26 protein-coding genes and 1 tRNA gene are annotated in these 24,442 nt (G+C 68.6%); 9 read left to right on the top strand and 18 right to left on the bottom strand.

Annotation, left to right across the window (positions count from 1 at the left end):
* Together ETD96_RS14265 and ETD96_RS44665 are read right to left on the bottom strand one after the other, a co-directional pair.
* Positions 1-1,249 (bottom strand): FAD-dependent oxidoreductase (locus ETD96_RS14265; RefSeq protein ID WP_205719256.1); only part of this gene is annotated, 1,249 nt, incomplete at its 3' end.
* Between the two features lie 50 nt (positions 1,250-1,299).
* On the bottom strand, positions 1,300-1,446 hold the full coding sequence (locus ETD96_RS44665; protein ID WP_171069026.1) for a hypothetical protein: 147 nt from the start codon (positions 1,444-1,446) through the stop codon (positions 1,300-1,302).
* Between the two features lie 78 nt (positions 1,447-1,524).
* Here ETD96_RS44665 and ETD96_RS14260 point away from each other — a divergent pair, with 78 nt between their 5' ends.
* On the top strand, positions 1,525-1,890 hold the full coding sequence (locus tag ETD96_RS14260) for an ArsR/SmtB family transcription factor (protein ID WP_138636812.1): 366 nt from the start codon (positions 1,525-1,527) through the stop codon (positions 1,888-1,890).
* Positions 1,891-1,919: 29 nt separating this feature from the next.
* On the opposite strand, the gene ETD96_RS14255 is transcribed toward ETD96_RS14260, so the two are convergent.
* The gene (locus ETD96_RS14255) at positions 1,920-3,017 is read right to left on the bottom strand and encodes a flavin-containing monooxygenase (RefSeq protein ID WP_138636811.1); all 1,098 of its coding nucleotides are present in this window, start codon (positions 3,015-3,017) and stop codon (positions 1,920-1,922) included.
* 88 nt (positions 3,018-3,105) lie between these two features.
* On the opposite strand from ETD96_RS14255, the gene ETD96_RS14250 reads away from it, so the two are divergent.
* Positions 3,106-3,462, top strand: a complete 357-nt coding sequence (locus ETD96_RS14250; protein ID WP_138636810.1) for an ArsR/SmtB family transcription factor — start codon at positions 3,106-3,108, stop codon at positions 3,460-3,462.
* Between the two features lie 5 nt (positions 3,463-3,467).
* Here ETD96_RS14250 and ETD96_RS48095 read toward each other — a convergent pair whose 3' ends face one another.
* From ETD96_RS48095 to pdxR, 3 genes are all read right to left on the bottom strand, one after another.
* Positions 3,468-3,782: a transposase gene (locus ETD96_RS48095; protein ID WP_171069025.1), complete on the bottom strand. Its 315-nt coding sequence runs from the start codon at positions 3,780-3,782 to the stop codon at positions 3,468-3,470.
* Entirely contained in the window at positions 3,779-3,925 is a 147-nt protein-coding gene (locus tag ETD96_RS48090) for a transposase (protein WP_420884756.1), read from the bottom strand. The genes ETD96_RS48095 and ETD96_RS48090 overlap by 4 nt, the downstream gene beginning before the upstream one ends.
* A gap of 183 nt (positions 3,926-4,108) precedes the next feature.
* Positions 4,109-5,563: a MocR-like pyridoxine biosynthesis transcription factor PdxR gene (pdxR, locus tag ETD96_RS14240; protein WP_138636808.1), complete on the bottom strand. Its 1,455-nt coding sequence runs from the start codon at positions 5,561-5,563 to the stop codon at positions 4,109-4,111.
* A 46-nt stretch (positions 5,564-5,609) separates the two neighbouring features.
* On the opposite strand from pdxR, the gene ETD96_RS14235 reads away from it, so the two are divergent.
* Positions 5,610-6,062 (top strand): carboxymuconolactone decarboxylase family protein, encoded by a 453-nt coding sequence (locus tag ETD96_RS14235; RefSeq protein WP_171069024.1) that lies wholly within the window; start codon positions 5,610-5,612, stop codon positions 6,060-6,062.
* A gap of 91 nt (positions 6,063-6,153) precedes the next feature.
* The gene (locus tag ETD96_RS14230; RefSeq protein ID WP_138636807.1) at positions 6,154-7,356 is read left to right on the top strand and encodes an MFS transporter; all 1,203 of its coding nucleotides are present in this window, start codon (positions 6,154-6,156) and stop codon (positions 7,354-7,356) included.
* 197 nt (positions 7,357-7,553) lie between these two features.
* On the opposite strand, the gene ETD96_RS14225 is transcribed toward ETD96_RS14230, so the two are convergent.
* The 7 genes from ETD96_RS14225 to ETD96_RS14195 all read right to left on the bottom strand — a co-directional run bounded on the left by ETD96_RS14225 (position 7,554) and on the right by ETD96_RS14195 (position 16,287).
* A complete protein-coding gene (locus ETD96_RS14225) occupies positions 7,554-7,976 on the bottom strand; it encodes an arsenate reductase ArsC (RefSeq protein ID WP_138636806.1) in 423 nt (140 codons plus the stop codon).
* Complete coding sequence (locus ETD96_RS14220) at positions 7,969-8,622, bottom strand: arsenate reductase/protein-tyrosine-phosphatase family protein (RefSeq protein WP_205719255.1); 654 nt, start codon at positions 8,620-8,622, stop codon at positions 7,969-7,971. The genes ETD96_RS14225 and ETD96_RS14220 overlap by 8 nt, the downstream gene beginning before the upstream one ends.
* 126 nt (positions 8,623-8,748) lie before the next feature.
* On the bottom strand, positions 8,749-9,864 hold the full coding sequence (gene arsB, locus ETD96_RS14215; protein ID WP_420884755.1) for an ACR3 family arsenite efflux transporter: 1,116 nt from the start codon (positions 9,862-9,864) through the stop codon (positions 8,749-8,751).
* Positions 9,861-10,148 carry an ArsR/SmtB family transcription factor gene (locus tag ETD96_RS14210; RefSeq protein WP_240807634.1) on the bottom strand — a complete coding sequence of 96 codons (288 nt, stop codon included), beginning with the start codon at positions 10,146-10,148 and terminating at the stop codon, positions 9,861-9,863. The genes arsB and ETD96_RS14210 overlap by 4 nt, the downstream gene beginning before the upstream one ends.
* A gap of 1,297 nt (positions 10,149-11,445) precedes the next feature.
* Positions 11,446-13,608 carry a stress protein gene (locus ETD96_RS14205; protein WP_138636803.1) on the bottom strand — a complete coding sequence of 721 codons (2,163 nt, stop codon included), beginning with the start codon at positions 13,606-13,608 and terminating at the stop codon, positions 11,446-11,448.
* Positions 13,601-15,682 (bottom strand): DEAD/DEAH box helicase family protein, encoded by a 2,082-nt coding sequence (locus ETD96_RS14200; protein WP_138636802.1) that lies wholly within the window; start codon positions 15,680-15,682, stop codon positions 13,601-13,603. The genes ETD96_RS14205 and ETD96_RS14200 overlap by 8 nt, the downstream gene beginning before the upstream one ends.
* Positions 15,679-16,287, bottom strand: a complete 609-nt coding sequence (locus tag ETD96_RS14195) for a hypothetical protein (protein WP_138636801.1) — start codon at positions 16,285-16,287, stop codon at positions 15,679-15,681. The genes ETD96_RS14200 and ETD96_RS14195 overlap by 4 nt, the downstream gene beginning before the upstream one ends.
* A gap of 698 nt (positions 16,288-16,985) precedes the next feature.
* Here ETD96_RS14195 and ETD96_RS14190 point away from each other — a divergent pair.
* Positions 16,986-17,252 carry a helix-turn-helix domain-containing protein gene (locus ETD96_RS14190; RefSeq protein ID WP_240807632.1) on the top strand — a complete coding sequence of 89 codons (267 nt, stop codon included), beginning with the start codon at positions 16,986-16,988 and terminating at the stop codon, positions 17,250-17,252.
* A 31-nt stretch (positions 17,253-17,283) separates the two neighbouring features.
* Complete coding sequence (locus ETD96_RS14185; RefSeq protein WP_138636800.1) at positions 17,284-18,819, top strand: tyrosine-type recombinase/integrase; 1,536 nt, start codon at positions 17,284-17,286, stop codon at positions 18,817-18,819.
* A 72-nt stretch (positions 18,820-18,891) separates the two neighbouring features.
* Here the strand turns inward: ETD96_RS14185 and ETD96_RS14180 are convergent.
* From ETD96_RS14180 to ETD96_RS14170, 3 genes are all read right to left on the bottom strand, one after another.
* A tRNA-Val gene (locus ETD96_RS14180) sits at positions 18,892-18,963 on the bottom strand.
* A complete protein-coding gene (locus ETD96_RS14175) occupies positions 18,954-19,988 on the bottom strand; it encodes an ABC transporter permease (protein ID WP_240807630.1) in 1,035 nt (344 codons plus the stop codon). The genes ETD96_RS14180 and ETD96_RS14175 overlap by 10 nt, the downstream gene beginning before the upstream one ends.
* A 26-nt stretch (positions 19,989-20,014) precedes the next feature.
* On the bottom strand, positions 20,015-20,422 hold the full coding sequence (locus ETD96_RS14170; protein ID WP_138636799.1) for a TIGR02611 family protein: 408 nt from the start codon (positions 20,420-20,422) through the stop codon (positions 20,015-20,017).
* 277 nt (positions 20,423-20,699) lie between these two features.
* On the opposite strand from ETD96_RS14170, the gene ETD96_RS14165 reads away from it, so the two are divergent.
* Complete coding sequence (locus ETD96_RS14165; RefSeq protein ID WP_131944314.1) at positions 20,700-21,113, top strand: SsgA family sporulation/cell division regulator; 414 nt, start codon at positions 20,700-20,702, stop codon at positions 21,111-21,113.
* Here ETD96_RS14165 and sthA read toward each other — a convergent pair.
* Positions 21,110-22,513: a Si-specific NAD(P)(+) transhydrogenase gene (sthA, locus tag ETD96_RS14160; RefSeq protein ID WP_138636798.1), complete on the bottom strand. Its 1,404-nt coding sequence runs from the start codon at positions 22,511-22,513 to the stop codon at positions 21,110-21,112. The two genes, ETD96_RS14165 and sthA, sit on opposite strands and share 4 nt — an antisense overlap.
* Before the next feature lie 70 nt (positions 22,514-22,583).
* The gene (locus ETD96_RS14155) at positions 22,584-23,156 is read right to left on the bottom strand and encodes a helix-turn-helix domain-containing protein (RefSeq protein WP_138636797.1); all 573 of its coding nucleotides are present in this window, start codon (positions 23,154-23,156) and stop codon (positions 22,584-22,586) included.
* A 115-nt stretch (positions 23,157-23,271) separates the two neighbouring features.
* Between ETD96_RS14155 and ETD96_RS14150 the strand changes: the two genes are divergently transcribed.
* On the top strand, positions 23,272-23,592 hold the full coding sequence (locus ETD96_RS14150; RefSeq protein ID WP_138636796.1) for a DMT family transporter: 321 nt from the start codon (positions 23,272-23,274) through the stop codon (positions 23,590-23,592).
* Positions 23,593-23,620: 28 nt separating this feature from the next.
* Positions 23,621-24,442, top strand: an 822-nt coding sequence (gene ppgK, locus ETD96_RS14145; protein ID WP_138636795.1) for a polyphosphate--glucose phosphotransferase, incomplete at its 3' end; no start/stop codon positions are given.

The raw sequence follows: 24,442 nt of genomic DNA, 5'->3' as shown, positions 1-24,442 counted from the left end.
GGTCGCGTTCGCCGTGCGGCGGGACGGTCCCGCAGCTGTGGAAGTTCGGGTCGATCAGCGGGGCGAGCCTGACCGGCGCCTCGGTGGCGGGGTCGAGTTCGACCCGCACCTCGCGCAGCATGTCCAGGTCGGGCCGGAACCCCGTCGCGGCGACCACGATGTCGGCCTCCAGGACGCGCGGGCCGTCCGGGGTCTCGCCGTTGACCTGGACGGCTGCGGCTTCATCGTTCAGGGTGGCGACGCCGGTGATGGTGAAGCCGCGCACCAGGTCGATCTCACCGTTGTCCACGGCCGCCTTCAGGCGGGTGCCGAGCGCGCCTCGTGCGGGAAGGCCGTCGGCGTCGCCGCCGCCGTAGAGCCGGGCGACCGATGCGCCGCGCACCGCCCAGGTGATGCGGGTGCCGGGCTCGTTCTTGGCGAGTTCGGCCAGGGCGAGGAGGGTGTTGGCGGCCGAGTGCCCCATCCCGACCACCAGGGTGCGGCGGCCCGCGAAGCGGGACCGGTCGCGGCCCAGCACGTCCGGCAGCGGGCCGGTGATGCGGGCGGCGGCCTGCTCCTCGCCGGGCGCGGGCAGGCCGGAGTGGCCCAGCGGGTTGCTGCGGCCCCAGGTGCCGGACGCGTCGATGACCGCGCGGGCGGCGATGTCGTCCACGGCTCCGTCCGGGCCCACGGCGCGGACCAGCAGCGGACGCTCCGCACGCCCGACCGTGCGGGTCACGTCCACGCCCTGCCGGGTCACCGCCACCACGCGGGTGCCGGTGCGGACCCGTCCGGCCAGCGCGGGAACCTGAGCGAGCGGCGCGAGGTAGTCGCGGACGAGTTCGGCACCCGTAGGCAGGGCCTCCGGGTCGGGCAGACGCCACCCGGTCGGCTCCAGAAGCCGCCGGGCGGCCGCATCGGTGTCGTACCGCCACGGCGAGAACAACCGCACATGCCCCCACTCCGAGACCGCCGCGCCCACTTCTCCCCCGGCCTCCAGCACGAGGAACTCCTGATCGCGCTCGGCGAGATGGGCGGCGGCGGCCAGCCCGACCGGCCCGGCACCGATCACCACCACCGGCAGCCCGTCGAGCGGCCCCTGCTCGACGCAGCCGCAGCCGGCGCCGGTCTTGGCCTGCTGGACGGTGGCACCGGGGTCTACGGCCTGCTCGGCGTCGGTGCAGCACGCGCTGACACCGCAGCAGCTGCTTGCGCTGGCGGGGGCGTCCGGGGAGGCTGCTGGCTCCGGTCGTCCGGTTTCGTCGTTCACGATGACTCCTTGTCGGTTCGGTCATGGGTGTCGGGCGCCGGGGAATGTTGTCAGAGGCGGGTGCGGTAGGCGGCGGTCGTCACGCGGTCGATGTGTGCGGCGGAGCGGCATGCGGGCGTGCAGACCTGGCCGCAGGTCTCGCAGAAGGACACGGCCTTGACGCGCCGGGCGGTGATCCGGGCGAGCAGCGTCTTCATCTCCGACTCCTTGTTTAGATACCTGTCTAAGCAGGCGCCAGTTTGCATCACTGGATAGATAGATGTCAAATTAGATGCATGTCTAAGATTCTGGAGCTTGAGGACGTGACCGACCCCGCCTGCTGCGCACCGTTGAGCGGTCCGGCATTGAGCGAGGCGGAGGCCACTGAACTGGCCAAGGTGTTCAAGGCGCTGTCCGATCCGGTGCGGTTGCGTCTGCTGAACATGATCGCCTCGGTGGACGGAGGCGAGGCGTGCGTGTGTGACCTGACCGGCGCGTTCGACCTCACCGCGCCGACCATCTCCCACCACCTGAAGGTGCTGCGCCAGGCCGGGCTCATCGAGGGTGAGCGGCGCGGCACGTGGGTGTACTACCGGGTTGTGCCGGAGAGGTTGACCCGCCTATCGGGTCTGTTCGCCCTGCCGGCTCTAGTCCCGGCCTGATTCCAGAGGCTGTCCCGCTCTGGGGGCGGTCATCGGGTCGATGTCAGCGCGCCGTCGGGGGTGCGTGTCTGCTTGCGCAGCCGGGTGAGGACGTGCCGGGCGTCGGCGGCGACTCCGCGCAGGGTGGCCGAGGCGAAGGAGCGCTGCCATTCCAGGCCGACGAATCCCAGTCCCGGATGGGTGGCCGAGACGCCGCCCCGATGGCAGGGCTGCCCGTCGCCGTCCAGTGCGCCCAGCGGGGCGAGATACTCCACGCCCGGCCGGAACCCGGTGGCCAGCAGCACCACGTCGACGTGTTCGCGGGTCCCGTCGCTCCAGAGGACTTGGTCGCCGTCCAGGCGAGTGAACATCGGGCGGCGGTCGGGGTTGCCGGTGGCGATGGCATCGCGGTAGGTGCCGGTGTCGAACACCGGGGTGCCCTTGCCGCCGGTCAGCAGCGGGCGCGCCCACCCTGCGGCGTCCAGTCCGGTGCGCTGCAACCAGATGTGCATGTCGACCCCCAGCACGCGCTGGGGCATGAAGCGGAGCGGGTGCCGGGTCGCCAGCGCGACGTCGGCGACCGCGGCCAGTTCGATCGCGATCTGCACGGCCGAGTTCCCGCCTCCCACCACCACGACGCGCTGGCCGGTGAACGGTCCGGGACGGCGGTAGTCGGACGAGTGCAGCACCGTGCCGGGGAAGCCGTCCAGTCCCGGCAGGTCCGGGCGGTGGGGGCGGCTGAATCCGCCCGTCGCGGCGATGAGCAGCGGCGCGGCGAAGACCTCACCGCTCGTCGTGACCACCTCGAACCCCGGTCGTGTGCCGTCCTTGGCAGCCACGACCGTTTTGACTCGGTGACCAGTACGGATGTCGGCGTCCAGATGGGCGGCGTAGTCGGTCAAGTAGGCCACGACCTCATCCCGCGTGGGGTAGCCGTCCGGATCGCCGGGGAACTCCGCTCCGGGCAGAGCGCTGCGCCGGGCCGGTGAGAACAGGGTGAGGCTGTCGTAGTAATGCGGCCAGGACCCGGCCGGCTGGCCGGCCGCCTCCAGGACGATGGGCGCCAAGCCCAGAGACCGGGCAATGCGGGCGGTGGCCAGACCAGCCTGGCCGCCGCCGATGATGACGAGTGGTGCAGTGGTGAGCATGGAGCAAACATATCAACATTTCATAAAATAATGAAGTACTGATATGTGGCGTATGCTGGGCGCACACCTCGGGGAGGAGCCAGCGGCGATGGGCGAGTCGGTCGAGAAGACGGTCCCCGCACGGGGCGGTTGCGAGGCGGTGCCGACCGCTCAGCTCGGCGCCGGAGCACGCGAGTTCCTCAAGGCGCTGGCCAGCGAGCAGCGGCAGCAGATGCTCGAACTCTTCGCCGGCGGCATCGAACTCACCGTCGGCACGGTCGCCGAGCGCCTCGGGGTCGGCCAGTCCAACGCCTCGCAGCAGCTCGCGCTACTGCGCCGAGGCGGCCTGCTCACCTCGCGCAGGGACGGCAAGCAGGTCTTCTACCGCATCGACTCCGCCGCGGTCGACCGGTCACTCGCCGAACTCCGCGCCTACCTGCACACCTGCTGCCCACCCGGCAACTGAGCCCCCTAGGTCGCGTCCGGTGGATCATGCGTTGATCCAGAGCAGGGCTGTGACCAGGACGATTCCTGCGCGGTAGTTGCGGGCGAGCTGTCGGCCCGGGTGGCGATGGCGCGCCATTGTTTGAGGCGGCCGATGCAGCGTTCGACCACGTTGCGGCGCCGGTAGAGAGCCGGGTCGAACACCGGAGGCCGCCCGCCGTGCGGGCCGCGGCGGGTGCGTCCGGCCCTCTGATCGACGCGTTCGGGGATGGTGACGGCGATGCCCCGCTGGCGCAGGGTCCGGCGGATCGCCGCCGAACTGCAGGCCTTGTCTGCGATCACCCGGTCCGGTCGGCACCGCCGACGTCCCGCCCCAGGCGCGGCACCCGAATCCCGGCGAGGACGTCGGGGAAGGCGGTGCAGTCGTTGACGTTGCCGGCGGTGACCACGATCGACAGCGGCATTCCGCGCCCGTCGACGGCCAGTGGACCTTGTGGTCAACCCGCCCTGTGACCGCCCGAGCGCCTGATTGCTCTTTGATGCCTGATTCGTCCCACCTGGTTCCCTTTTCTGCGGGCACCGGCGGCATGCTGACAGGCGGGTCGCGCACCATGCGCAGTTGGTGGTGCGCGGTCTAGCGGGCTTGTTCGAGTTCGCAGGCTCTTTCGTTACCGGTCGGGGTGCGGCGGAGCTGGTAGTGCCAGGCATAGGGCGTCCAGGGCTGCGGCGAATGCGTGGTCCGATGGGGTGCCGTAGCCGATGACCAGGCCCTCGCGCGGTGGTAGGGCGCTGTCGGGGTGGCGGTAGGGGCCCAGCCCGTCGAGAGCCAGTCCTTGCCGGCGGGCCGCGCGGAGAGCCGCTTGCTCGGTGTTCTCCGGCAGTTCGAGGACGGCGTGCAGTCCCGCCGCGACGCCGCTGACCCGGATGTGCGGGGCGCGTTCAGCGATCACGTTCGCCAGCAGGTCGCGCCGCCGCCGGTAATGCTTCCGCATATGACGCAGATGCCGGTCGTAGGCGCCGCGAGCGATGAAGTCGGCGAGGGTGAGCTGGTCGAGGACGCCGGACCACATCTCCCTGGGCCCCTTGGCGGTGAGCACGTCGTCGACGAGCCATCCCGGTAGTGCCATCCAGCCGAGCCGCAGCGCCGGGGACAGGCTCTTGCTCGTCGAGCCGATGTAGACGACCCGGTCGGGGTCGAGGCCTTGCACCGCGCCGACCGGCTGCCGGTCATAGCGGAACTCCCCGTCATAGTCGTCCTCTAGCAGGACCCCGCCGCTGGAACGGGCCCAGTCGATGACCGCCGCCCGGCGTTCCGGATGCAGCGGGCCGCCGATGGGGAACTGGTGCGCCGGCGTGAGCAGCGCGGCCCCGGCGCCGGTGCCCGGCAGTTCCTCGATCCTGGCTCCGTAGGAGTCGACCGTCAGGGGGACGGTGCGCAGCCCCATCTCATCGAGGATGCCGCGGTGGAATTCCAGTCCGTACGACTCCACCGCGATTGGGCCATTCAGCACGCCGCCCAGTAGCCGCAGCGCGTGGGCGAAACCGGAGCAGATGACGATCCGGTCGGGTTCGGTGCGCACGCCCCTGGCGCGGGCCAGGTACTCCGCAAGTGCTTCCCGCAGTTCGACCCGGCCGCGTGGATCCCCCACTCCGAAGGCGTCGTTGGGTGCGGCGGCCATGGCCGCGCGGACGGAGGTGACCCAGGCGGACCGAGGGAAGGCGGCCGCATCTGGGGAACTGGGCATCAGATCGTGAACGACGCGACGCGGTGCCCGGCGTTGCGGGCGTTGCGCCTGGACGGCGTGGAGTGGTGCGGTCCTTCTGGCGACCCGGGTGCCGGAACCCTGGCGCGCGGACAGCCATCCTTCCTCCGCGAGTTCGGCGTAGGCGGCGGCGACGGTGTTGCGGGCGATGCCCAGGTCGTTGGCGAGGCTTCGGTACGGCGGCAGCCGCGTTCCGGGCGCGAGCCGGCCGGAGCGGACAGCCTCCCGCAAGGCGTGCATGAGCCGGCTCCGCAGATTTCCCTCGCCGGAGAGTTCGAGGTGGAGGTCGGTGCCCGCGGACTGCTCGGCCTCGATTTCCGGGCCCGCCGGCCTCTGAACATTGGCCCACGTTTCCTCCATGAGAATGCACCATACCTTGGGCCGGTTCGATGCTTACGGTCGATGCATGACCACGGTTCAGGTACCTCAGCGAATGAACTTCTCCACCGTCTCTCCCAAGGTCTTCAAGGCCGTCCTCGCCCTTGACGCCGCAGCTCGCGAGGGACTCGACCCCGTCCTGCTGGAACTGGTGCAGATCCGCGCCTCGCAGATCAACCACTGCGCGTACTGCATCGACTACCACACGTCTGACGCTCGCAGGGCCGGGGAGTCGGAAGAACGGATCTACCAGCTCTCCGCGTGGGAGGAGTCGAGCCTGTTCACAGCGAAAGAGCGGTCGGCCCTGGCCCTCACCGAGGCCATCACCCTCCTGCCCCAGGGCGTGCCGGACGAGGTTTACGAGGAGGCCGCGAAGCACTTCGAGGAGAAGGAGCTCGCCCAGCTCATCGCGCTCATCTTCACCGTCAACGCGTGGAACCGCATGAACGTCACCACGCGCAAGACGCCCGGCACCGAGTGACCGACTGATCGTCCGCGGGCGGTGGCCGCCCTGCCGGCCATCGCCCGCCGCATGCCATGGACCTCTTCCCTGTTGAAAGGCCGACGAAGCCGTGACCACCATTGAGACCGAGGCGTCCGCCGCCACCGATCGTTCACCCGTCAGGGGCTGGCTCGCCGTACTTGCGGTGACCCTGGGCATCTTCTCCCTGATGACCTCCGAGCTGCTCCCCGTGGGCCTACTCACCCCGATCGGCACCGACCTGGTCGTCTCCGAAGGCACCGCGGGACTGATGGTGACCGTCCCCGGCCTGGTCGCCGCCATCTCGGCGCCTCTGGTCACCGTGGCGACCGGGCGCATCGATCGCCGCATCGTGCTGGCGGTCCTGATCGGCCTGATGGGCGCGGCCAACCTGGCCTCCGCCGTCGCCACCAGCTTCGCGGTGGTCCTGGCCGCCCGGTTCCTGATCGGCATCGGCGTCGGCGGCTTCTGGTCCATCGCCGGCGGCATCGCGCTGCGGCTGGTGCCGGCGAAGCACACCGCCCGGGCCACCGCCGTCATCTTCGGCGGCGTGGAGACCGCGTCCGTCCTCGGGGTGCCCACCGGGACGTTCATCGGCGACCACAGCGGCTGGCGTACGGCGTTCGCCGCCGTGGGCACCCTCGGACTGGTCGCCCTGGTCTGCCTGGTCTTCCTGATGCCGAAGGTGCCGGCCGAGCGGACCCTCACGCTCCCGGCCCTGCCGAAGGTCTTCAGGAGCAACGCCGGTGTCCGGGCCGGCATCGCCCTCACCTTCCTGGTCATCACCGGCCACTTCCTGGCCTACACGTTCGTCCGACCGATCCTCCAGAGCGACGGGGTCGGCGACGGCTCGATCAGTGTGCTGCTGCTGACGTTCGGAGTCGCCGGCATCTGCGGCAACTTCATCGCCGGAGCCCTCGTCACCAACAGGCTCCGGCAGAGCGTCATGGGAATCTCGGTACTCCTCACCGCGGCCATGGTCACTCTCGCGCTCGTCGACACGGGCACCCTCACCGCGGGCGCGATCCTGGTCCTGTGGGGCCTGGGCTACGGCGCGGTGCCGGTCACCTTCCAGACCTGGATCCTCGACGCCGCGCCGGACGCCACCGAGGCGGCCACCTCGCTGTACGTTTCCGCGTTCAACCTGTCCATCGCGCTCGGTGCGCTCTTCGGCGGCTTCGCCGTCGACGGCACCGGCACTACAAGCGTGCTGTGGATCGGCGCGGTCCTGGCCATCCTGGCGTTGTTCGTGCTGCGCCGACCCCAGCGCGCCGCAGTCATGCCCGCCGAGTAACCGGCGGATCGTCCCGCCGTCGGCTGGTCAGCTCGCTCCCCTTCGACGGATTGACTGCACGGGACGGAACGGGCGCCTTCGCCTAGCGCGGCTGTCACCGTACGTCCAGGACGGACCGGCTCTGGAGCAGCCAGACCGGGCAGAGCACACGTTGCCGAGGACGTCACGCCCCCGGCGCCCGGCTCTGCCCTTCTCCTTCACTTCTCCGATAGGAGCCCGCTGACCAGGTTCTCGATGCGCTTGCGAATTTCGTCGCGGATCGGACGGACGGCGTCGACGCCCTGTCCGGCAGGGTCATCGAGAGTCCAGTCCAGGTAGCGCTTACCGGGGAAGACCGGGCAAGTGTCACCGCATCCCATGGTGATGACCACGTCGGATGCCCGGACGGCATCGACCGTGAGCACCTTGGGGGTCTCGGCGGAGATGTCGATACCCTCCTCCGCCATCGCCTCGACCACCGCCGGATTGACCTGGTCGGCAGGCGCGGACCCGGCGGAGCGCACTTCGATCCGGTCACCTGCCAGGTGGGTGAGGTAGGCGGCGGCCATCTGGGAGCGTCCGGCATTGTGCACGCAGACGAACAGGACACTGGGCTTGGCAGAGCGAGCCTGATCAGGCACCGGCGTTCCTTCGCTGTTCAAGGCCGGGCTGGTCGAGGGTGGTCAGCAGGTCGGTGACGAGCAGGTCGAGTTCGTCGCGAATGCGGCGGATCTCGGCCAACGGTTGATGGGCCGGGTCGGGGACGGCCCAGTCCAGGTACCGGGTGTGCGGCAGGAGTGGGCAGGCGCCGCCGCAGCCCAGCGTGATCACCAGGTCGGCGGCAGCGACCAGTTCGTCGGTCAGCGGTTTAGGGAACTCAGCCGACAGGTCGACCCCGATCTCGGCCATGACATCGACGACGGCCAATTCCAGTTCCGCCGCCGGCGCGCTGCCGGCCGAGCGGGCGTGTAGGCGTCCGCACCCCCGGGTCATGGCGAGCGCGGCCGCCATCTGGGACCGGCCGGCGTTGGCGTCGCAGACGAACAGCACCTCGGGGACCGGTTTGTCGAGCCGTCCCTCGGCTTGGGCGAGGGCGGTGAGCCGCGCGGCGGCGAACCGTTCGGCCAGCACCACCAGGTGGGCGTCGACTCTCGCGGTGGCGTGCAGTTGCCGGTAGGAGTCGGTGACCAGACGGCGGGCGGTCTCGACAGAGACCAGGCCATGGAACCTGGCGGCCAGCCGCGCCGCGATGCGGTCGAACAATGCCTCGCCTGGTGTGCAGGTCACCGTTCGTCTCCCCGACACATCTGGAGGCCAACACTCAGGGCCGTCACCGGCCAGCGGCCCCTACTCGCCGCTCGAACCGGACCGGCCCGCCTGGTACGGCTTGTGAAGGAACTCGGTTCGCGAGCCTCACAGGCGGCGGTCATCGTCGTGCCACCGCCCGGCGGGTTGGAATCGGCGACGCAGCCACAGCGACACGTACACCAGCCCGACCAGGACCGGGACCTCGATCAGCGGCCCGACCACGCCCGACAGGGCCTGCCCGGAGGTGACGCCGAAGGTACCGATGGCAACGGCGATGGCCAGCTCGAAGTTGTTCCCCGCGGCGGTGAATGCGAGCGTCGCGGTGCGCGGATAGGGCAGCCGGACGGCGCGTCCGAGGGCGAAGGACCCGCCCCACATGAGCGCGAAGTAGGCCAGCAGCGGCAGCGCGATACGGGCGACGTCGGTGGGCTGGTTGGTGATGGTGTCGCCTTGGAGGGCGAACAGGATGACGATGGTGAACAGCAGCCCGTACAGCGCGACGGGGCCGATCCGGGGCAGGAACCGCTGCTCGTACCACGCGCGGCCGCGGGCCCGCTCACCCAGGCGGCGGGTGAGGTAGCCGGCCGCCAGCGGGACGCCCAGGAACACCAGCACGTTGACCACGATCTTGCCGACGGAGAAGTCCACTTCGTCGGTCGCCAGGCCCAGCCACCCGGGGAGGACCTGCAGGTAGAACCAGCCGAGCACACCGAACGCGATGACCTGGAAGATGGAGTTGAGCGCGACCAGCACGGCGGCGGCCTCCCGGTCGCCGCAGGCCAGATCGTTCCAGATGATGACCATCGCGATGCAGCGGGCCAGCCCGACGATGATCAGACCGGTGCGGTACTCGGGCAGGTCCGGCAGGAAGATCCAGGCCAGCGCGAACATCACCGCCGGACCGACCACCCAGTTCAGCAGCAGCGAAGCCGCCATGAGGCGGCGGTCGCCGGTGACGGTGTCGAGCCGGTCGTAGCGGACCTTGGCCAGCACCGGGTACATCATCACCAGCAGGCCCAGCGCGATCGGCAGCGAGATCCCGCCGGCCTCGACCCGGGCCAGCGCGTCGTCAAGGCCGGGGACGGCGCGTCCCAGCCCGAGGCCGAGCACCATCGCCGCGATGATCCACACCGGCAGGAACCGGTCGAGGGTCGACAGCCCGGCCACCACCCCCGCTTCCTGCGGACGTGTGGCGGCGCCGGAGTCTTGCGTACTGGTCACGTGCACGGCCTCTTCCGCTGATGAGCCCGGGACTCGCGGGCGGCGGCGGCCAGTCCTCCGAGTTCGGCGGCCAGGTGCTCCAGCACCTCGGGCCGTAGCCGGTAGTAGGTGAACCGTCCGCAGGGCTCGGTGTCCACGAGCCCGGCTTCGCGCAGTGCCCGCAGGTGGTTGGAGATGTTGGTCTGCCTGGCGCCGGTCTCCTCGACGAGGTGGCAGTTGCACAACGCCTCTTCACCCAGGAGCGACACGATCTGCGCACGCAGCGGGTCGGCCAGCAACCTCAACACATCAGTTTGAACTGACATCACGCCTGGATGATACATGACGTCCAGGGACGGCCCACTCGGACGCCCACTGCAGCGAGCGCCGCCACACCCAGCCAGCACCGACAACGTGAGAGCGGTCCGCGCGAAGCGCCAACAGCGCGCTTGACTGAGCGAGCATCATCACTGTTGGTAGCCAGGTGTGGTGATCATCAACTCATCGCCCCTGCCAGAAGCGCGGGTGCTGCCCACCGGCGCCCTCGCTGACGCCGGTGGGCAGCATCCGTGGTCAGCGCCAGGCTCGCCACCCTTGGCACCGTGGCCAGATATCTCGCCGGAGCGTCTGGGGCAACCTCATACCCTCCGCTGCCTAGGACAGACGCGACGAACCCGAACTACCGTTTGCCCTGCCCCCCGACCAGACAACCCTCCACACCTGGAAGTGGACGTTCTCCGAGCCGTGCCCGGCGTGATCAGGATCGTCCGAGTAGCGACGCTCGGACCAACGCGGCACTGCCGGACGCCGTACCGATGCGGGTACGGCCTCAGCGTCCCCGCAGCGGTACGGCCACACCGAAGACAGGGGCTCGCGCCTACGAACTACTAGGCCGCCGTGGGCGCGTCGGGTGCTGGGTTGGGTTCGGGTCGAGTGCCGACGCCGCTTCCCTTGCTGCTGAGAGCGATATGCACGCAGCGCGGCAGTGGTGTCGATCCAAATCACCCGGATGCTTGCGCGGTCTTGGGCGGACACACCCACAGCCGTCGCTACTGCAGTCGACGCGATCTTCTCGCTCTCAATCTCGAAGTCGGCCTGGCCTTGTGTCCGGCGTGGCGTCGCTCGCCGCACGGCTCATCACGGGACTGGGAAAATGCCCATTGAAGCCCGTCGGCGTGCTCGCCCTCGGTTGAGTCGTCGGGGAGCAGCAACACCAGGACCGCGGGCGGATCACATGGCGCCATTTCGCCACCACGTCGTCGGTGAGAAGTTGCAATCAATTGACGATGCGCCCGTACCTGGACGGTGCAACCACGACGCCCAGACGACCTTGCCAGTAGCCGTGGCACCGGCCGTGATGGGCTACAAGCCCCATTCCGAAGCCAGAGCTTCGACAAGTTGCAGCCCTTGACCACTTTCATCCTCGATACCGCCCATCCGGAACCGGTACAGGCTCGCGACCTAGTCAGGAAGACGGTGCGTAGAACTGGTGGAGAGCCCAGGATGGATGACCGACCTGCGGCGCTCCTGTGCGTGCCTGTCATCTATGGCTTACTCAGTGGACGGACGACAGCTGCATGTCACGAGCGAGATCAGAGTCTGTCACGGACCCCCAGCCGCGGTGATGGCGCGCTGGTAGAGAGGCCAGCCGTTTTCCAAGCCGTCCGCCCAGTCCCACTCGTATCGGCCTGCACCGAACTCGGTGTGCTTGGGCGGGCGACCGAGCGCTTCGAAGATCTGAACGTATCGGGTGCTGGCAGTGGCGAGCCTTGCTCTCTGACGGTAACGGTCAGCGGTGGAAAAGTCGGTGATTCGCAGGTGTTCTTCATAGGGACGACCGCCGAGCTCGGCGTAGACGGTTTCGATGAATTGGCGTGTGTCGCGGGGCAGAAGCCTGACTCGGGAGGCTGTGTCCGGGGCATTCTCGCCGATGGCGGTGTACAAAGCTGCCAGGTCTCCGTTGAACCAGTGGCCGGCCGTCCCCGCGGAAAATTTGGCGAACTGACGGAAGGTCGGGGCCTTTCTCGCCACGGCGATGCGCCGATGGAGTTCACGGGCGACAGCGGCAAGTTCCTGCGTCCAGCGTTCTTGCAGGTAGGAGTCCAAGTAGCGGTTGCTCCATCCGCGACGGTGCCGGGTGATGATGTCGCGCAGGATCTCAAAACCGGCGCGGCGCTGGCCACCGCCAATGAATCTGATCGCGATGACGCCATCGGACATCTGTACCTGTTCCTCGTGCTGGATCAGCTCTTCCGGGGGCCCCAATAGGTTCTCGGCTTGCTCTAGTTCTTCGAACAAGCTTGGATGTATCGGCGTTCCCATGACCGCCAGTTCAGTGAGGGTGCGCTCGTAATAGCCGCGCAGGCCGTTCAAGGGCGTGCGCGAGGAGGGCCCCGCGCACACGAACCACGCGGTGAGACCGACGCCATGCCAGAAGGAGACCGCCGGACCGAGGGTCTCGGCCATTGCCATGTGCGGGTAGGGCTCGGTGGTGATTGCCTGCGGCCAGCGCGGCAAGACCGTGCCGCTCCACAGTTCCTCCACCTCGGCCACGAGGTCAGTGGGCAGGAACCGCTCGAAGAGTCGCGGAGCGGGACAGGGAAGGGGGCCGATGCTGTGGGGGGCGTCCTCGACCAGACCCCACAGGTCGGGCATTCCGGTGCGTTGGCTGGCGTGGGCGGCATCGAAGTGCCGCCACCACGATCGCAGAGCGGTCACGCGTCGCTCGACAGGTGATGTCGTAGTGTCCTGTCCTAGGAAGGCCGCCAGCATGGCATTGACGTCGTCCACCTCGATGCCGTGTTCGGCGGCTGCGCTGCCGACCTTGCTGGCACCGCCGACAAAAAACGTAGGCTGAGGCAATGCAGTCATGAGTTCTTCATTGGGATTGGGCGACAGTTCCAGGTAGTCCAGGAACTCCAGCCAACTGCCCGCGAAGTAGGCCGACAGGATAGGTTGCATTTTCTTGGTCAGCACGAGGCGCGCCAACGGGGTCCCACGTTTGGCCTTCTGCGCGGTCTTGTCGATGAAGGCGCTGATTCGCTCGGCGCGGAACGCGCGGACAATCGACAGTGGGTCGTGACCGATAATGGCGTCCAGCAGGGCGATGCGAGCCCGGGCGTGTCCAGCCCGGTCCAGGCCGCTCCAACCACCACGATAAGCGAAGGCCCACAGCACTGAGCCGGCGCTGATGCCCAGCCGTTGGTAGCAACGGACGATCTCCAGCCAGACGGTGCGGTGTTCGTCGGGTGTGCGCACTGGGGCGGCGGCCCGCTCTGTAATTGGCCGCAGTAACTGGTCGAACAAGGGAACGAGCAGCGACCAAGTAAGCATCGCGTCAGGAGAGGACGCCAGCCGCACCCGAACGTTGTCGTCAGCAGCGAGTGTCAGCGCGTACGAGGGCTGGCTCCGCAAATGTGCACTCAAGTTCACTGTCTGCGATTTGAGGGGCACCGCTTCTGGAAGGAACCAGGCTCCGTTGGCCTGTTGAGCCGACAAGGACAGGTTCTTCTCCAAGGCGGTCCGCCCGACCGGGTCGATGGGGGTGGCCGTGACCAGGGTATGGCGCTCCGGGTCAGTATCGTCGTCGACCAGGTTGATGATGCACTGGCCTGCTAAAGCGGCTTCGAGCAGTTGTGCTGTGCAGTGGTCAATGTCATCGAAGCGCTCGCGGCGCCCGCGTTCATTCTCCGACCGTAGGAACGCATAGGGCGGAAGACGTCCAAGGTACGCGGCTCGGTCTATGGCCTGGTCGCGGTCAGCCATGCATGCTCCGGATGACAGCGACGAACTGTTCAAACGGTTTAGGGTTCGGGTTCTTTTCGGCGTAGGCGGTGTATCTCTGGGCAAAGACGTCGAGCTCACGTTCCTGCCGACGTGCCTCAATCCGGTCGGCGTTGTGCAGGAACTGCTGCTGCGAGTCGCCTAGTTCCCACAAGACCACGGCCGAGGTCCCAGTGACTGCTGAGCATCCTGGTATGGAGCCGGCCAACGGCGCCGTTGTCGTTGTAACAGTGGCATCGGTGACTGGCGCGTCACCGAACTCATCGTCCTGGGCGGGATGGGGGTCCATGTCGTTCTCCGCCCGCAGTGTCTCCAGGTGGGCGTCGAGGCCGAGTTCACCGTGGTAGACGACGTCCAGTCGTTGTTCATGGGTGCGGTCGGCCAGGTCGCGGTGCTGGACGATCCGGATGCCGCGACCAATGAACTGATAGAACTCGCCGAAGCTGCCGTAGGGCCGCATCGGCACCACGATGGTGATGGGGGGCAGATCGTAGCCTTGGCCGAGCATCCGAAGTTGCACGATGGCCTCCAGGTTCCCCGAGTCCGTCTCGAATCGGGTCCGGATGGCGGAGATCTCAGTATCGCCCATCGAGTGGTGCAGCGGCGCGCAAGCGATGCCGTGCTCGTTGGCGATGCGGGCGATCTGTTCCGCGTGCTGCTGTCCCAGCGCGGCGAACAGGACGCGGGGCCGGACCGGTGCCAGTGTCCTGGCCTGGGCGTTCAGGCAGGTACGGACGTTGCGCATGATCTTACGGATGGGTTCTTCGGAAGTTGCTGTAATCCGAGCCAGCTTGCGCTCGTCCCGCATGACCTCCAGGAGCGCGCTCTTGCCGATGATCTGCTCGCGCCGTCCGTCCGGCCAGCGGATCTCGTAGGCGGTCTCCTCGACACGCGGACTGAACCGAAGTGCGTTCAGTTGCTTGGCGTGCCCGTCGGCGATCGAGTCGATGAGGCGATAGCGGTAGACAACGTCCGCGGTGATGCGCTTACCGTCAGCCCGGCTGAAGCAGGCTGACATCAGCAGACGGCGCGCCCGGGGGAAGCGCGCGAACAGCCGTCGATAAGAGTCGGCCGCCGCGATGTGCGCCTCGTCGATCACGATGAAGTCGACGTCGTCGGGGCCGAGCTTACCTAGCAGCCCCGGCCCCTGGTCACCACCGATCAACGAGTGGTAGTTAGTAACGATCATGTCGGCGGCCAGAAGTGTTTCGGACTGCACCGTCTGGATGGGGCCGCCGCTGCTGTCGAGTACCAGTGCGCGCGGCGGCCGGCATCCCGGAATCAGTGGCCCGCCCGGCAGGGTATATAGCGTGTTGCCTGCCCGGTTATGGTCTAGAGCGGCGGCGAACGTACCGCGGATGACGCGACCCGGCGTCACGATCAGCGCCCGTCGCTGGGTGAAGGCCAGAGCGGCCGCTACTCCCAGCACGGTTTTACCAGCGCCGACCGACATCACGCAGGCCGCGTCAAGCTTGCCGCGGCGGTAGTAATCGGCCAGGGCGCCCAAGGCTTCGCGCTGGCACTCTCGTAACGGTCGCACGGCTAGGTGCTGGCGGGCGATGTTGTAGAAACCCAGCGCGGTACGCGGCACGGCCGCCGAGGGCGGCGTGGCCAGTCCCAACGGATTGGCGACCATGTCGTCGGGAACGGGGACGATGGGGTCGGTGATCACATAGGTCGCGAGGACCGGGTCCTGGCGCAGCACCGCCTGCAACTGGGCCACACATTGCGCGGTTTCCTCGCGGATGGCGTCATAAGAGAATCGGAGAACCGTATACCCCTGGGCAACAAGGTCGTTCTGGCGGACCCGGTCATAGACGAAGGCATGCCTGTCACTGTGATACGTGAACCCGTCGAGTTCGATTGCCACCCGCAGCTGCGCACCAGCAATGAGGTAGTCCAGCTCGTAGGTGTGCTCTGGTGCGGGCACCGGATGCTGCGGGGCGATGTGCGCTGCGATCGCCATCCGAACCGCTGGCGCCAGCACCCAACGGACGAAGGCGTTCTCCAGGAACGATCGTCCAGGCACCGTGTCGATCAGGCGCCCTGAAGTCATGCCAGCTCCTCATCGAGCGTGGCGACCTTGGCCTCCAACTCATCGCTCCAGTACCCTTCGCCGAATCTGCGGGCACGCCGGCTCACTTCCAGCGCCTCACGCAAGGCCCCCTCCCGTTCCAGGAGGTTGACGAGGACCCTCAGCGTCGCAATGCGCACAAAGCCACGGGCAGGATCGCTCTCATCCAGCACGACCGCCTCTGGGGCAGCCTCGATCAAGAGCAGGTCCAGATGGCAGAACTGCTCGATCGCCGCCAAGCCCTGCGGATAACGCCGCCGATGCTTCCACAGGTCGGTGACAGCCCCCTGCAAGAGAAAGTGGTAGTCCGAAGGGGTCCCCGGCAGTTCCAGTCCCTCCCAGGTCCTCCGAACCAGTTCAAGCTCGTCTCGCGGTGCAGCGGCACCGAAAGCAAGGTGGTGAACCGGGGAGCCGGACGAGGTGCCACCTTCGACAGAGGGCCACGAGAGGTAGCCGTTGTCAGCACGCGGTCGGATCCGCGCTCCAGGCAATCGGGAACGGTCGACGTCCAAGCTGCCCCGGAACGCAATGCCCGGAATGTCTGCCATGCGCGGATACCAGACCGATTCGCGTCCACCAATCGCCACTCTCGCATTCTACGGTTTCTGGCCAATGACAAGGCTCACTTTGCACCGATCCCTCACGATGGCCATGAAGCGCATCGCCATCCCCCTGAAGCGATCATGTACTTCTGCCATGTGCCACGAACTCGCCGATCTTCACCAGAGAGCGGATCCTCGTTAGCGCTCCCGATCTCCGGCGGTCCAGTGCGGTGACGTCGCATAAGCCGAGCCTGCAACCGCACACTGCCGATGAGCACCTAGGATCACCTTCGACACGAACCCAAATGCCTGCCGCACGTTCGCGGTGTCCCAGTGGCCTGCCGGCGCCTAGCAGAACACTAGGCCCGCTGTCGTGCCACGCCTCTTCCGCCTGAGACCGCTGGGACGCATGGCGCGCACGGTGCCTGCGCAGAGCATCTACCGCACGGGGTGGAGTTCCGGCGTCCGGCGCGACTTAGTAGGTCTTGTTGTCGGTCTCGGTGTTGCCGCGAGTCCATGGAGTGCCACATGTAGGTGGCGAAGGTGTCGCGATCGAAGCCGACCTTGGTCACTGGAGGCCAGCCACCGACACACCAAGCGTTGCGTACAGGAGTGACTACAGTCTGTGTAAAATCGCGACCAAGGTCGTCCATCTCCTGTGAAGGGTGCTCTCCGTCCCTGATCTGTGGCCGCGGGGCGGGACACGTGATCGTGTGCTCCGCAGCTCGACGGCGAAGCGAGGTGTGACCTTGCAAGGTGAGCGGGATCCTCGGCAGCGCAAGGCCGGTCCAGAGCGCGGGTTGAAGCCCGACGTCCGGCTGTACACGCCCGGCGAGGCGGCGGCGATGCTGCAGGTCCGCGAGTCGTGGCTGCGCAAGAAGGCGAGTGCGCGGGTCATCCCGTGCACCTTCATCGGCAAGCATCTGCGGTTCAGCGACCAGGACATCGCCGCGATCATCGCGGCTGGCGCCAAGCAGCCGGTCGTCCGACAACGGCGCGGCAGGTTCTGAGCCGCAGCAGTACAACAAGGAGGAGCATGTTATGGCGTATGCCGAAAAGCGGGGGTCCAAGTGGCGGGTCCGGTATGTGCGGCCAGACGGCAGCACGGCCTCGCAGTCGGGGTTCGAGACCAAGAAGGCCGCGCTGAACTGGGGAGAGGATCAGGAGGCCGGTATCCGGCGACATAGTTGGAACGATCCCCGTGACGGAGCGGCGTTACTGGTCGACTGGGTCGAGCTGTGGTGGTCCGGGCAGGACCTGGAGGCAACCACCGAGGCCAAGTACCGGTATCTGATCGATCATCACATCGTTCCAGCCTTCGGGAACCGGCCGGTCAACACCTTCACAAGCCCCGAGGAGATCGTCGCCTGGGAGAAGCGGACGCGGACGAACGGGTTCTCTCACCGGACCGCGGCCGATGCCCGGTCGCTGCTGGGGACGGTCCTGGGAGACGCCAAGGAACGCGGGATGGTCGCCAGCAACGTCGCCGTCAAGCGGAGGGGGCGCGGGCGGAAGCGGGCGCGGCGGGCCATCGCGGTGCGCGGGCCCGAAAAGGTGTGGGCGACTCCCCTGCAGACGCTGCTGCTGGCCGAGCGGTGCGCGTTGCTATCTGGACGCGACGACGACTTCGTCCTGATCGTCCTCACCGCCTACACCGGAATGCGGTGGGGGGAGGTGCACGGGCTGGAACGGCCGGCATGCCGGCTGGACCGTCTACAGGTCGACTGGCAGCTGCGCGAACTGGCGGGGCGGCTGGAGATGGTGCCGCCCAAGGACGATTCGCACCGGCCCGTCGACCTGCCGCCCTTCCTTGCAGGACTCGTGTCGGGGCAGAGCGTGCGTTCGCAGGGCCGCTGCGCATGTCCAGGACGGACGCCCGAGTGCGGTGGGCGCGGACAGTACCTGTTCCTCAGCCCGGACGGGTCGCATCATCGACGCTCGAATTACGCCCGGCGCATGTTCCAGCCGGGTGCTGACGGTCGATACCCCAAGGGCAATCGGCAGACCGGAAAGAGGGTCCTGGTGGATACGACGGAATGGCCGGGAGTACCGCTTCCGGCCTGGCCCGACGCCGTCCCCGGGCAGCCGTTCCATCCCCCACGTGGGAAAGGGATCCGGGTCGTGACCGAAGAGGACTCGCCGTCAGTGTGGCTGCCGCTCATCGAAGGGCTCACTCCGCATGGGCTCCGGCACAGCCACAAGACCTGGATGCTGGAGGACGCAGTACCGGAAGTGCTTCAAGCCGAGCGGCTGGGCCACACGGTGCCGGGCATCGCGGCGTGTACTCCCATGTCTCGGACACCATGCGGGACGATCTCAAAGCCAAGCTCCAGCGCCGCTGGGAGAGAGCGCTGCAAGAACGGCTCCGGTTCAGTGCGACCTCTCCGGTTCCGACGCTCAACGACCTTCTGGAGGCCGCCCAGAAGCGGGCCGACTCGTCGGTCCTGCGTCTCGCGAGCGCTTAGGGAATCGTGCTGCGGGCGGGACAGGGGTGCTCGTCTTGTCCCGCCCGTACGGCTACGGAGAGTGATGACTCGGAGGTGTTCTTGTGACCTCGTTCGGGTGGGAGGGAGGTGATCTCCCAAAATCCTCCCAGTTGACCACTGAGGCCCTGCCGCTGAGATGCGGGAGGGCCTGGGTTGTAAGGGGTGGGCGATACTGGGTTCGAACCAGTGACCTCTTCGGTGTGAACGAAGCGCTCTCCCACTGAGCTAATCGCCCCGGTGTTCCGACGTCGGAAACTCTAGCGCATCTTGGGGGGTGGTCGCGCGCTGAGTGCGGTGGTGCCAGATGAGGAAGACGGCCGTGCAGGCCAGGGTCCAGGCCGTCAGGGTGATGAAGGGCTCGGCTCGCTGGTGGCCGTGGAAGTAGATGGCGGTGTGCTGGGCGTCGACGGAGGCGCCGGGTGGGAGCCAGCGGCCGATGGTGCCGAGGGGGAACGGGAGGAGGGGCCAGGAGACGGCGCCGCCGGAGGAGGGGTTGCCGATCAGGACCATGAGGCCCCAGGTGGGGATCATGGCCCAGCGGCCGATGAGGGCGTTGAACATCGTGAAGACCATGCCGCTGGTGAACATGGTGAGCGAGGAGATCGTCCAGGACTCGCGGAAGGGGAGGGTGAGGACGCCGAGGCCGTGGTCGACGACCGTGCAGATCGCGAGGCCGCCGAGGGCGGCGTAGGCGGCGGTGAAGGCGATGCGGGGGACGGGGGTGAGGGCGGCGGCGTGCACGTTGAGCTGGATGGCGCCGACGAAGCCGATGATCACTGCGGCCAGGGAGATGTAGAAGATGGCGAGGCCCTGCGGGTCGGTGGGTTGCAGGGGTTTGATGTCGCGGACGGTGACGGGGACGCCGGCGGCCTGGCCGGCGGCGGGGCCCGCCTGGGTGAGGAGGCGGGCGACGGAGGCGCCGGATGCGGCGGCGGTGTCGAGGGTCGCGCGGGGGCCGTTCAGGACGACGATGGCGAAGGCGCGCTGCTCCTGGACGGCGTCTTCGGCCTTGGCGTAGGTCGGGTACCTCTGGACGGAGAGGGAGGCGTCCAGGTGATCGTCGAGGGCCTGGAGGAAGGCGGTGGACTGGCCCTGGCCGGTTACGGCGACGGGGATGTCGCGGGGGGCCGGGTTCGCCATGGCGTAGCAGTAGGAGCCCGCGAAAAGGCCCGCGGCGGTGGTGAGGATGAGGAGGAGGACGGCGGCGGGCAGGTACGGGGACGCACGGAAGTCCGCCCAGCCGTCGCGGATCGAGTGCACACGGTCACGCTATGTGAGCGCCTGGGTCAGGTCCAGAACGTGGGGTCCTCGATCTTCCAGGGCAGTGTGAGGCCGTAGACGCCGAGGTAGCCGGCCACGGCGGCGGCGAGCACGACGGCGGTGACGGTGCCGAGGATGGTGTTGCGGCGGCGCTTGCGGGGGTCGAGGGCCTTCTCCTTGGCGCGGTCCGCGGCGGTCTTGGCGCGGTGGAGGGCGCGCTGGGCCCAGGCGAACTCGGTGGCGAGGATCGCGAGCCCGACGACGATGCCGAGGAGGCCGGGACCCGGGGTGATCATCATGACCAGGCCGCCGACGAGGACGGTCGTTCCGACGGCGAAGACGCCGGCGCGCCAGGCGGTGTTCAGCAGCGGGTTGCGCCGGACCCGGTCGCGGAAGCGGTGGAGCCGGCCATCCTTATCATCATTGCTTGCCACAGATTTACCTTAAGCGAGGTGTGGCCGCCGCGGGGACTCCAGGGAGCGTCCAGATCGTCCCGGATTGTGGGCGGTCGCCGCACCGCAAGATCCGCTTTTGCGCAGGTCAGACGCAGGTTTTGCTACGGTGAGATGGATCACAAACGACGGGGACGCCGGAATGTTCGGCCGAGATCAGGCAGTTAGGCGTCATAGATCGCGGGGATGTCCGTCAGAGGGAGAACCACCCACCGGAGCACCCCGCGAGCCAGCGGGACCGACGTAAGAGGGAATGGCCATGAACAGCAGTACCACCGTCTCAGCACAGCTGGGCCTTCGTCTCGTCGTCCCCGACCGCACGACCGTCCCCCTGCTCGCCGGGCTGGAGTACGCGGCCGACGATCCGTACGCGATCCGGATGGCCTTCTACGTGGGCGACGATGAGCCGGTGGAGTGGATCTTCGCCAGGGAGCTCCTCACGGTCGGCATCGTGCGCAGGGTCGGGGACGGGGACGTCGAGGTCTGGCCCGCCGACGACGACGGCTCGCTCAACATCGCGCTGTCGTCCCCGTTCGGGGACGCGCTGTTCGAGGTGCCGCTGTCGCCGCTCGCCGACTTCCTGCACCGGACGTACCAGGCCGTCCCCGCCGGGGAGGAGAGCGAGTTCATCGACATCGACGCCGAGCTGGAGAACCTGCTCTGGCCGTCCTAACCGGACAGGCGGGCGATGTGGCGCATCTTGTTCATCGCGTCCAGGGCGGCGACCTTGTACGACTCGGCCAGCGTGGGGTAGTTGAACACCGCGTTGACCAGGTAGTCGACGGTGCCGCCGCAGCCCATCACCGTCTGGCCGATGTGGACGAGCTCGGTGGCCCCCGTACCGAACACGTGGACGCCGAGCAGGCGCCGGTCCTCCGGTGAGACGAGCAGTTTCAGCATGCCGTAGGAGTCACCGATGATCTGGCCGCGGGCCAGCTCCCGGTAGCGGGAGACGCCCACCTCGAAGGGGACCTTGGCCTCGGTCAGGGCGTCCTCGGTGCGGCCGACGAAGCTGATCTCGGGGATGGTGTAGATCCCGATGGGCTGCGTCTCGTTGATGTCCGGCACGGGCTCGCCGCACGCGTGGTGGGCGGCGAGGCGGCCCTGCTCCATCGAGGTGGCGGCGAGGGACGGGAAGCCGATCACGTCCCCGACCGCGTAGATGTGCGGGACCTCGGTGCGGTAGTCGTCGTCGACCTTGATCCGGCCGCGCCGGTCGGCGGTGAGGCCGGCGGCCTCCAGGCACAGGTCGTCGGTCATGCCCTGCCGCCCGGCCGAGTACATGACGGTGTCGGCGGGGATGCGCTTGCCGCTCTCCAGCACGGTGATCGTCCCGTTCGGCATCCGCTCGACGGACGCGACCGACTCGCGGAACCGGAACGTGACGGCCAGGTCGCGCAGGTGGTACTTGAGCGCCTCGACGATCTCCAGGTCGCAGAAGTCCAGCATCCGCTCGCGCCGCTCGACGACGGTGACCTTGGTGCCGAGCGCCGCGAACATCGAGGCGTACTCGATGCCGATGACGCCGGCGCCGACGACGACCATGGTCTCCGGGATGCGGTCCATGTTGATGATGCCGTCGGAGTCGATGATCGTCCGGTCGTCGAAGTCGACGGTGTCGGGGCGGGCCGGCCGGGTGCCGGTGGCGATCACGACGCGGTCGGCGGTGACCTTCTGCTCGCGGTCGCCGGCGCCGGCGATGCCGATGGCGTGCGGCTCCAGGAACCGGCCCGTGCCGGGCAGCACGGCGACGCGGTTGCGGGCGAGCTGGCTGCGGACGACGTCGGTCTCCCGGCCGATGACGTGCTGCGTCCGCATCCCGAGGTCGGCGACGGTGATGTCGTCCTTGACCCGGTAGCTCTGCCCGTACAGCTCGCGCTGGTTCAGGCCGGTCAGGTACAGGACGGCCTCGCGCATCGTCTTGGACGGGATCGTCCCGGTGTTGATGCAGACGCCGCCGATCATGTCGCGGCGGTCCACGATGCCGACCTTGCGGCCGAGCTTGGCGGCGGCGATGGCCGCGCGCTGCCCGCCGGGCCCGGATCCGAGCACGAGGAGATCGAAGTCGTTCACGTCCCCCAGTGTGGCGGCAGCCCGGCGCCCCGATAAAGGGTTTGCGGCGACAGATCGTTATACGTCCGGTTCAGGACGGGGTGTCCCCGCCGGTCAGGGCGGCCGTACCGCCGCCCGTCAGGCCCGCGGCGAGCGCGTCCAGGCCCGCCTTGACGCGGTCGAGCGGCATGCCGCGGGTGCGGCGCTGGTAGAGGAACAGGGTCGCGGCGAAGGGGGCGAGGAGCGCGTCGGCGAGGTAGGCGGTGTCGGAGCCGGGGCGGATCCGGGCGAGGAGCATGCCGAGGTGCATGTGGTAGAGCCCGTAGGAGCCGTCCCGGAAGCGGGCGTCGGGCGGGTCGGCCTCGGCCCTGAGCAGCAGGTCGGCCTGCGCCTCGGTGCGGTCGGCGAGGGCGTGCAGGAGGGCGGCCTGGAACGCGCGCTCGCGGTCGTCGATCACCGCGTAGACGAGCCGGGCGCGGTCGCCGAACCGCCGGTAGACGGTCCCGACGCCGACGCCGGCGGCCTTGGCGACCTCGTCCATGGTGACCGCGTCGGGGCCGCGGGCCGCGAGCACCTCCGCCGCGGCGCGCAGGATGCGGCGGCGGTTGCGGGCGGCGTCGGCGCGCTCGGCGGGCGGGCGGCCCAGCACCGGCAGTTCCCGCATGTCGGCCTCCGTCCCGGGGAGATCCTGCTCCGGCAGAATACCGGAGCGGACAGGGTATCCGGAAAGCTCTCCGGTAATCTCGGGCGGAGATCTTTCCGGATATGGGGGTGCCGTCGTGGCCTGGGTCTTCCTGCTGATCGCGTCGCTGATGGAGCTGGTGTGGGCGACGGCGCTGAAGGAGTCGGACGGCCTGACGAAGCCGTGGCCGACCGCCATCGGCCTCGTGGTGGCGCTGCTCAGCGTCGTCATCCTGTCGCTGTCGCTGCGCACCCTACCGGTGGGCACCGCCTACGCGGTCTTCACCGGCCTCGGCGCGCTCGGCGTGGCGCTGGTGGGCGTCTTCGCGTTCGGCGAGAGCGCGTCGCCGGCCCGCCTCGGGTTCCTCGGGCTCATCATCATCGGCGTGGTCGGCCTGCAGTTCGCCGAGAACTCTTAGCCCCCTGAGGAACGGGCACAGTGGAGGCATGGCACGGGAGATGCTCGGGATCGACATCGGCGGGTCGGGGATCAAGGGGGCGCCGGTCGATCCGGCCGGCGCGTTCACGCGGGAGCGCTTCCGGGTCGACACGCCGCGGCCCGCCAGGCCGAAGCCGGTCGCGAAGGTCATCGCCGAGATCGTGGACCATTTCGGCTGGGACGGCCCGGTGGGCGTCACCTACCCCGGCGTCGTGATCGACGGTGTGGCGATGTCGGCGGCGAACGTGTCCAGGCACTGGCTCGGGGTGGACGCCGCCGGCCTGTTCGCGGACGCGACCGGGTGCGAGATCACGCTGCTCAACGACGCGGACGCGGCCGGGGTGGCGGAGATGCGGCTCGGCGCGGGACGCGGCCGGCGCGGCACCGTCGTCCTGCTCACGCTGGGGACGGGCATCGGCAGCGCGCTGTTCACCGACGGCGTCCTCGTCCCGAACACCGAGTTCGGGCACATCCAGATCGACGGGCGGGACGCCGAGCTGCGCGCGTCCGCGCGGGCGCGCACCGAGGAGGGCCTGAGCTGGCCGAAGTGGACCAAGCGGCTGAGCGTGTACCTGCGGCACCTGGAGGCGCTGATCTCGCCGTCGCTGATCATCGTGGGCGGCGGGGTGAGCCGGAAGGCCGAGCACTTCCTGCCGCTGGTCGAGGGGGTGCGGGCGGAGATCGTCCCGGCCCGGCTGGTGAACAACGCGGGCATCGTGGGCGCGGCGATGGCGGCGGCCGCCGCGCATCCGGCGGAGACCGCCGAGCCCGCGCCGCGCGCGGTCCGGGCGGCCGGGGAGACCGGCGGGCCGCAGCGCGAGCCCGGCACC

It is taken from the genome of Actinomadura geliboluensis (genome assembly GCF_005889745.1).
GTDB classification, from domain to species: domain Bacteria; phylum Actinomycetota; class Actinomycetes; order Streptosporangiales; family Streptosporangiaceae; genus Spirillospora; species Spirillospora geliboluensis.
Note: the sequence above shows the minus strand (reverse complement) of the source record. Positions and strands in the feature narration are given on the sequence as shown.

Excerpts from the sequence above, each read along its gene's own strand:
- ETD96_RS14165 (WP_131944314.1), top strand. The coding sequence starts at position 20,700 with ATGAACAGCAGTACCACCGTCTCAGCACAGCTGGGCCTTCGTCTCGTC.
- ETD96_RS14155 (WP_138636797.1), bottom strand. The coding sequence starts at position 23,156 with ATGCGGGAACTGCCGGTGCTGGGCCGCCCGCCCGCCGAGCGCGCCGAC.
- ETD96_RS44665 (WP_171069026.1), bottom strand. The coding sequence starts at position 1,446 with ATGAAGACGCTGCTCGCCCGGATCACCGCCCGGCGCGTCAAGGCCGTG.
- ETD96_RS14250 (WP_138636810.1), top strand. The coding sequence starts at position 3,106 with ATGGGCGAGTCGGTCGAGAAGACGGTCCCCGCACGGGGCGGTTGCGAG.
- pdxR (WP_138636808.1), bottom strand. The coding sequence starts at position 5,563 with ATGGAGGAAACGTGGGCCAATGTTCAGAGGCCGGCGGGCCCGGAAATC.
- ETD96_RS14260 (WP_138636812.1), top strand. The coding sequence starts at position 1,525 with ATGTCTAAGATTCTGGAGCTTGAGGACGTGACCGACCCCGCCTGCTGC.
- ETD96_RS14255 (WP_138636811.1), bottom strand. The coding sequence starts at position 3,017 with ATGCTCACCACTGCACCACTCGTCATCATCGGCGGCGGCCAGGCTGGT.
- ETD96_RS14185 (WP_138636800.1), top strand. The coding sequence starts at position 17,284 with ATGGCGTATGCCGAAAAGCGGGGGTCCAAGTGGCGGGTCCGGTATGTG.
- ETD96_RS14205 (WP_138636803.1), bottom strand. The coding sequence starts at position 13,608 with ATGGCTGACCGCGACCAGGCCATAGACCGAGCCGCGTACCTTGGACGT.
- ETD96_RS14235 (WP_171069024.1), top strand. The coding sequence starts at position 5,610 with ATGACCACGGTTCAGGTACCTCAGCGAATGAACTTCTCCACCGTCTCT.
- ETD96_RS14200 (WP_138636802.1), bottom strand. The coding sequence starts at position 15,682 with ATGACTTCAGGGCGCCTGATCGACACGGTGCCTGGACGATCGTTCCTG.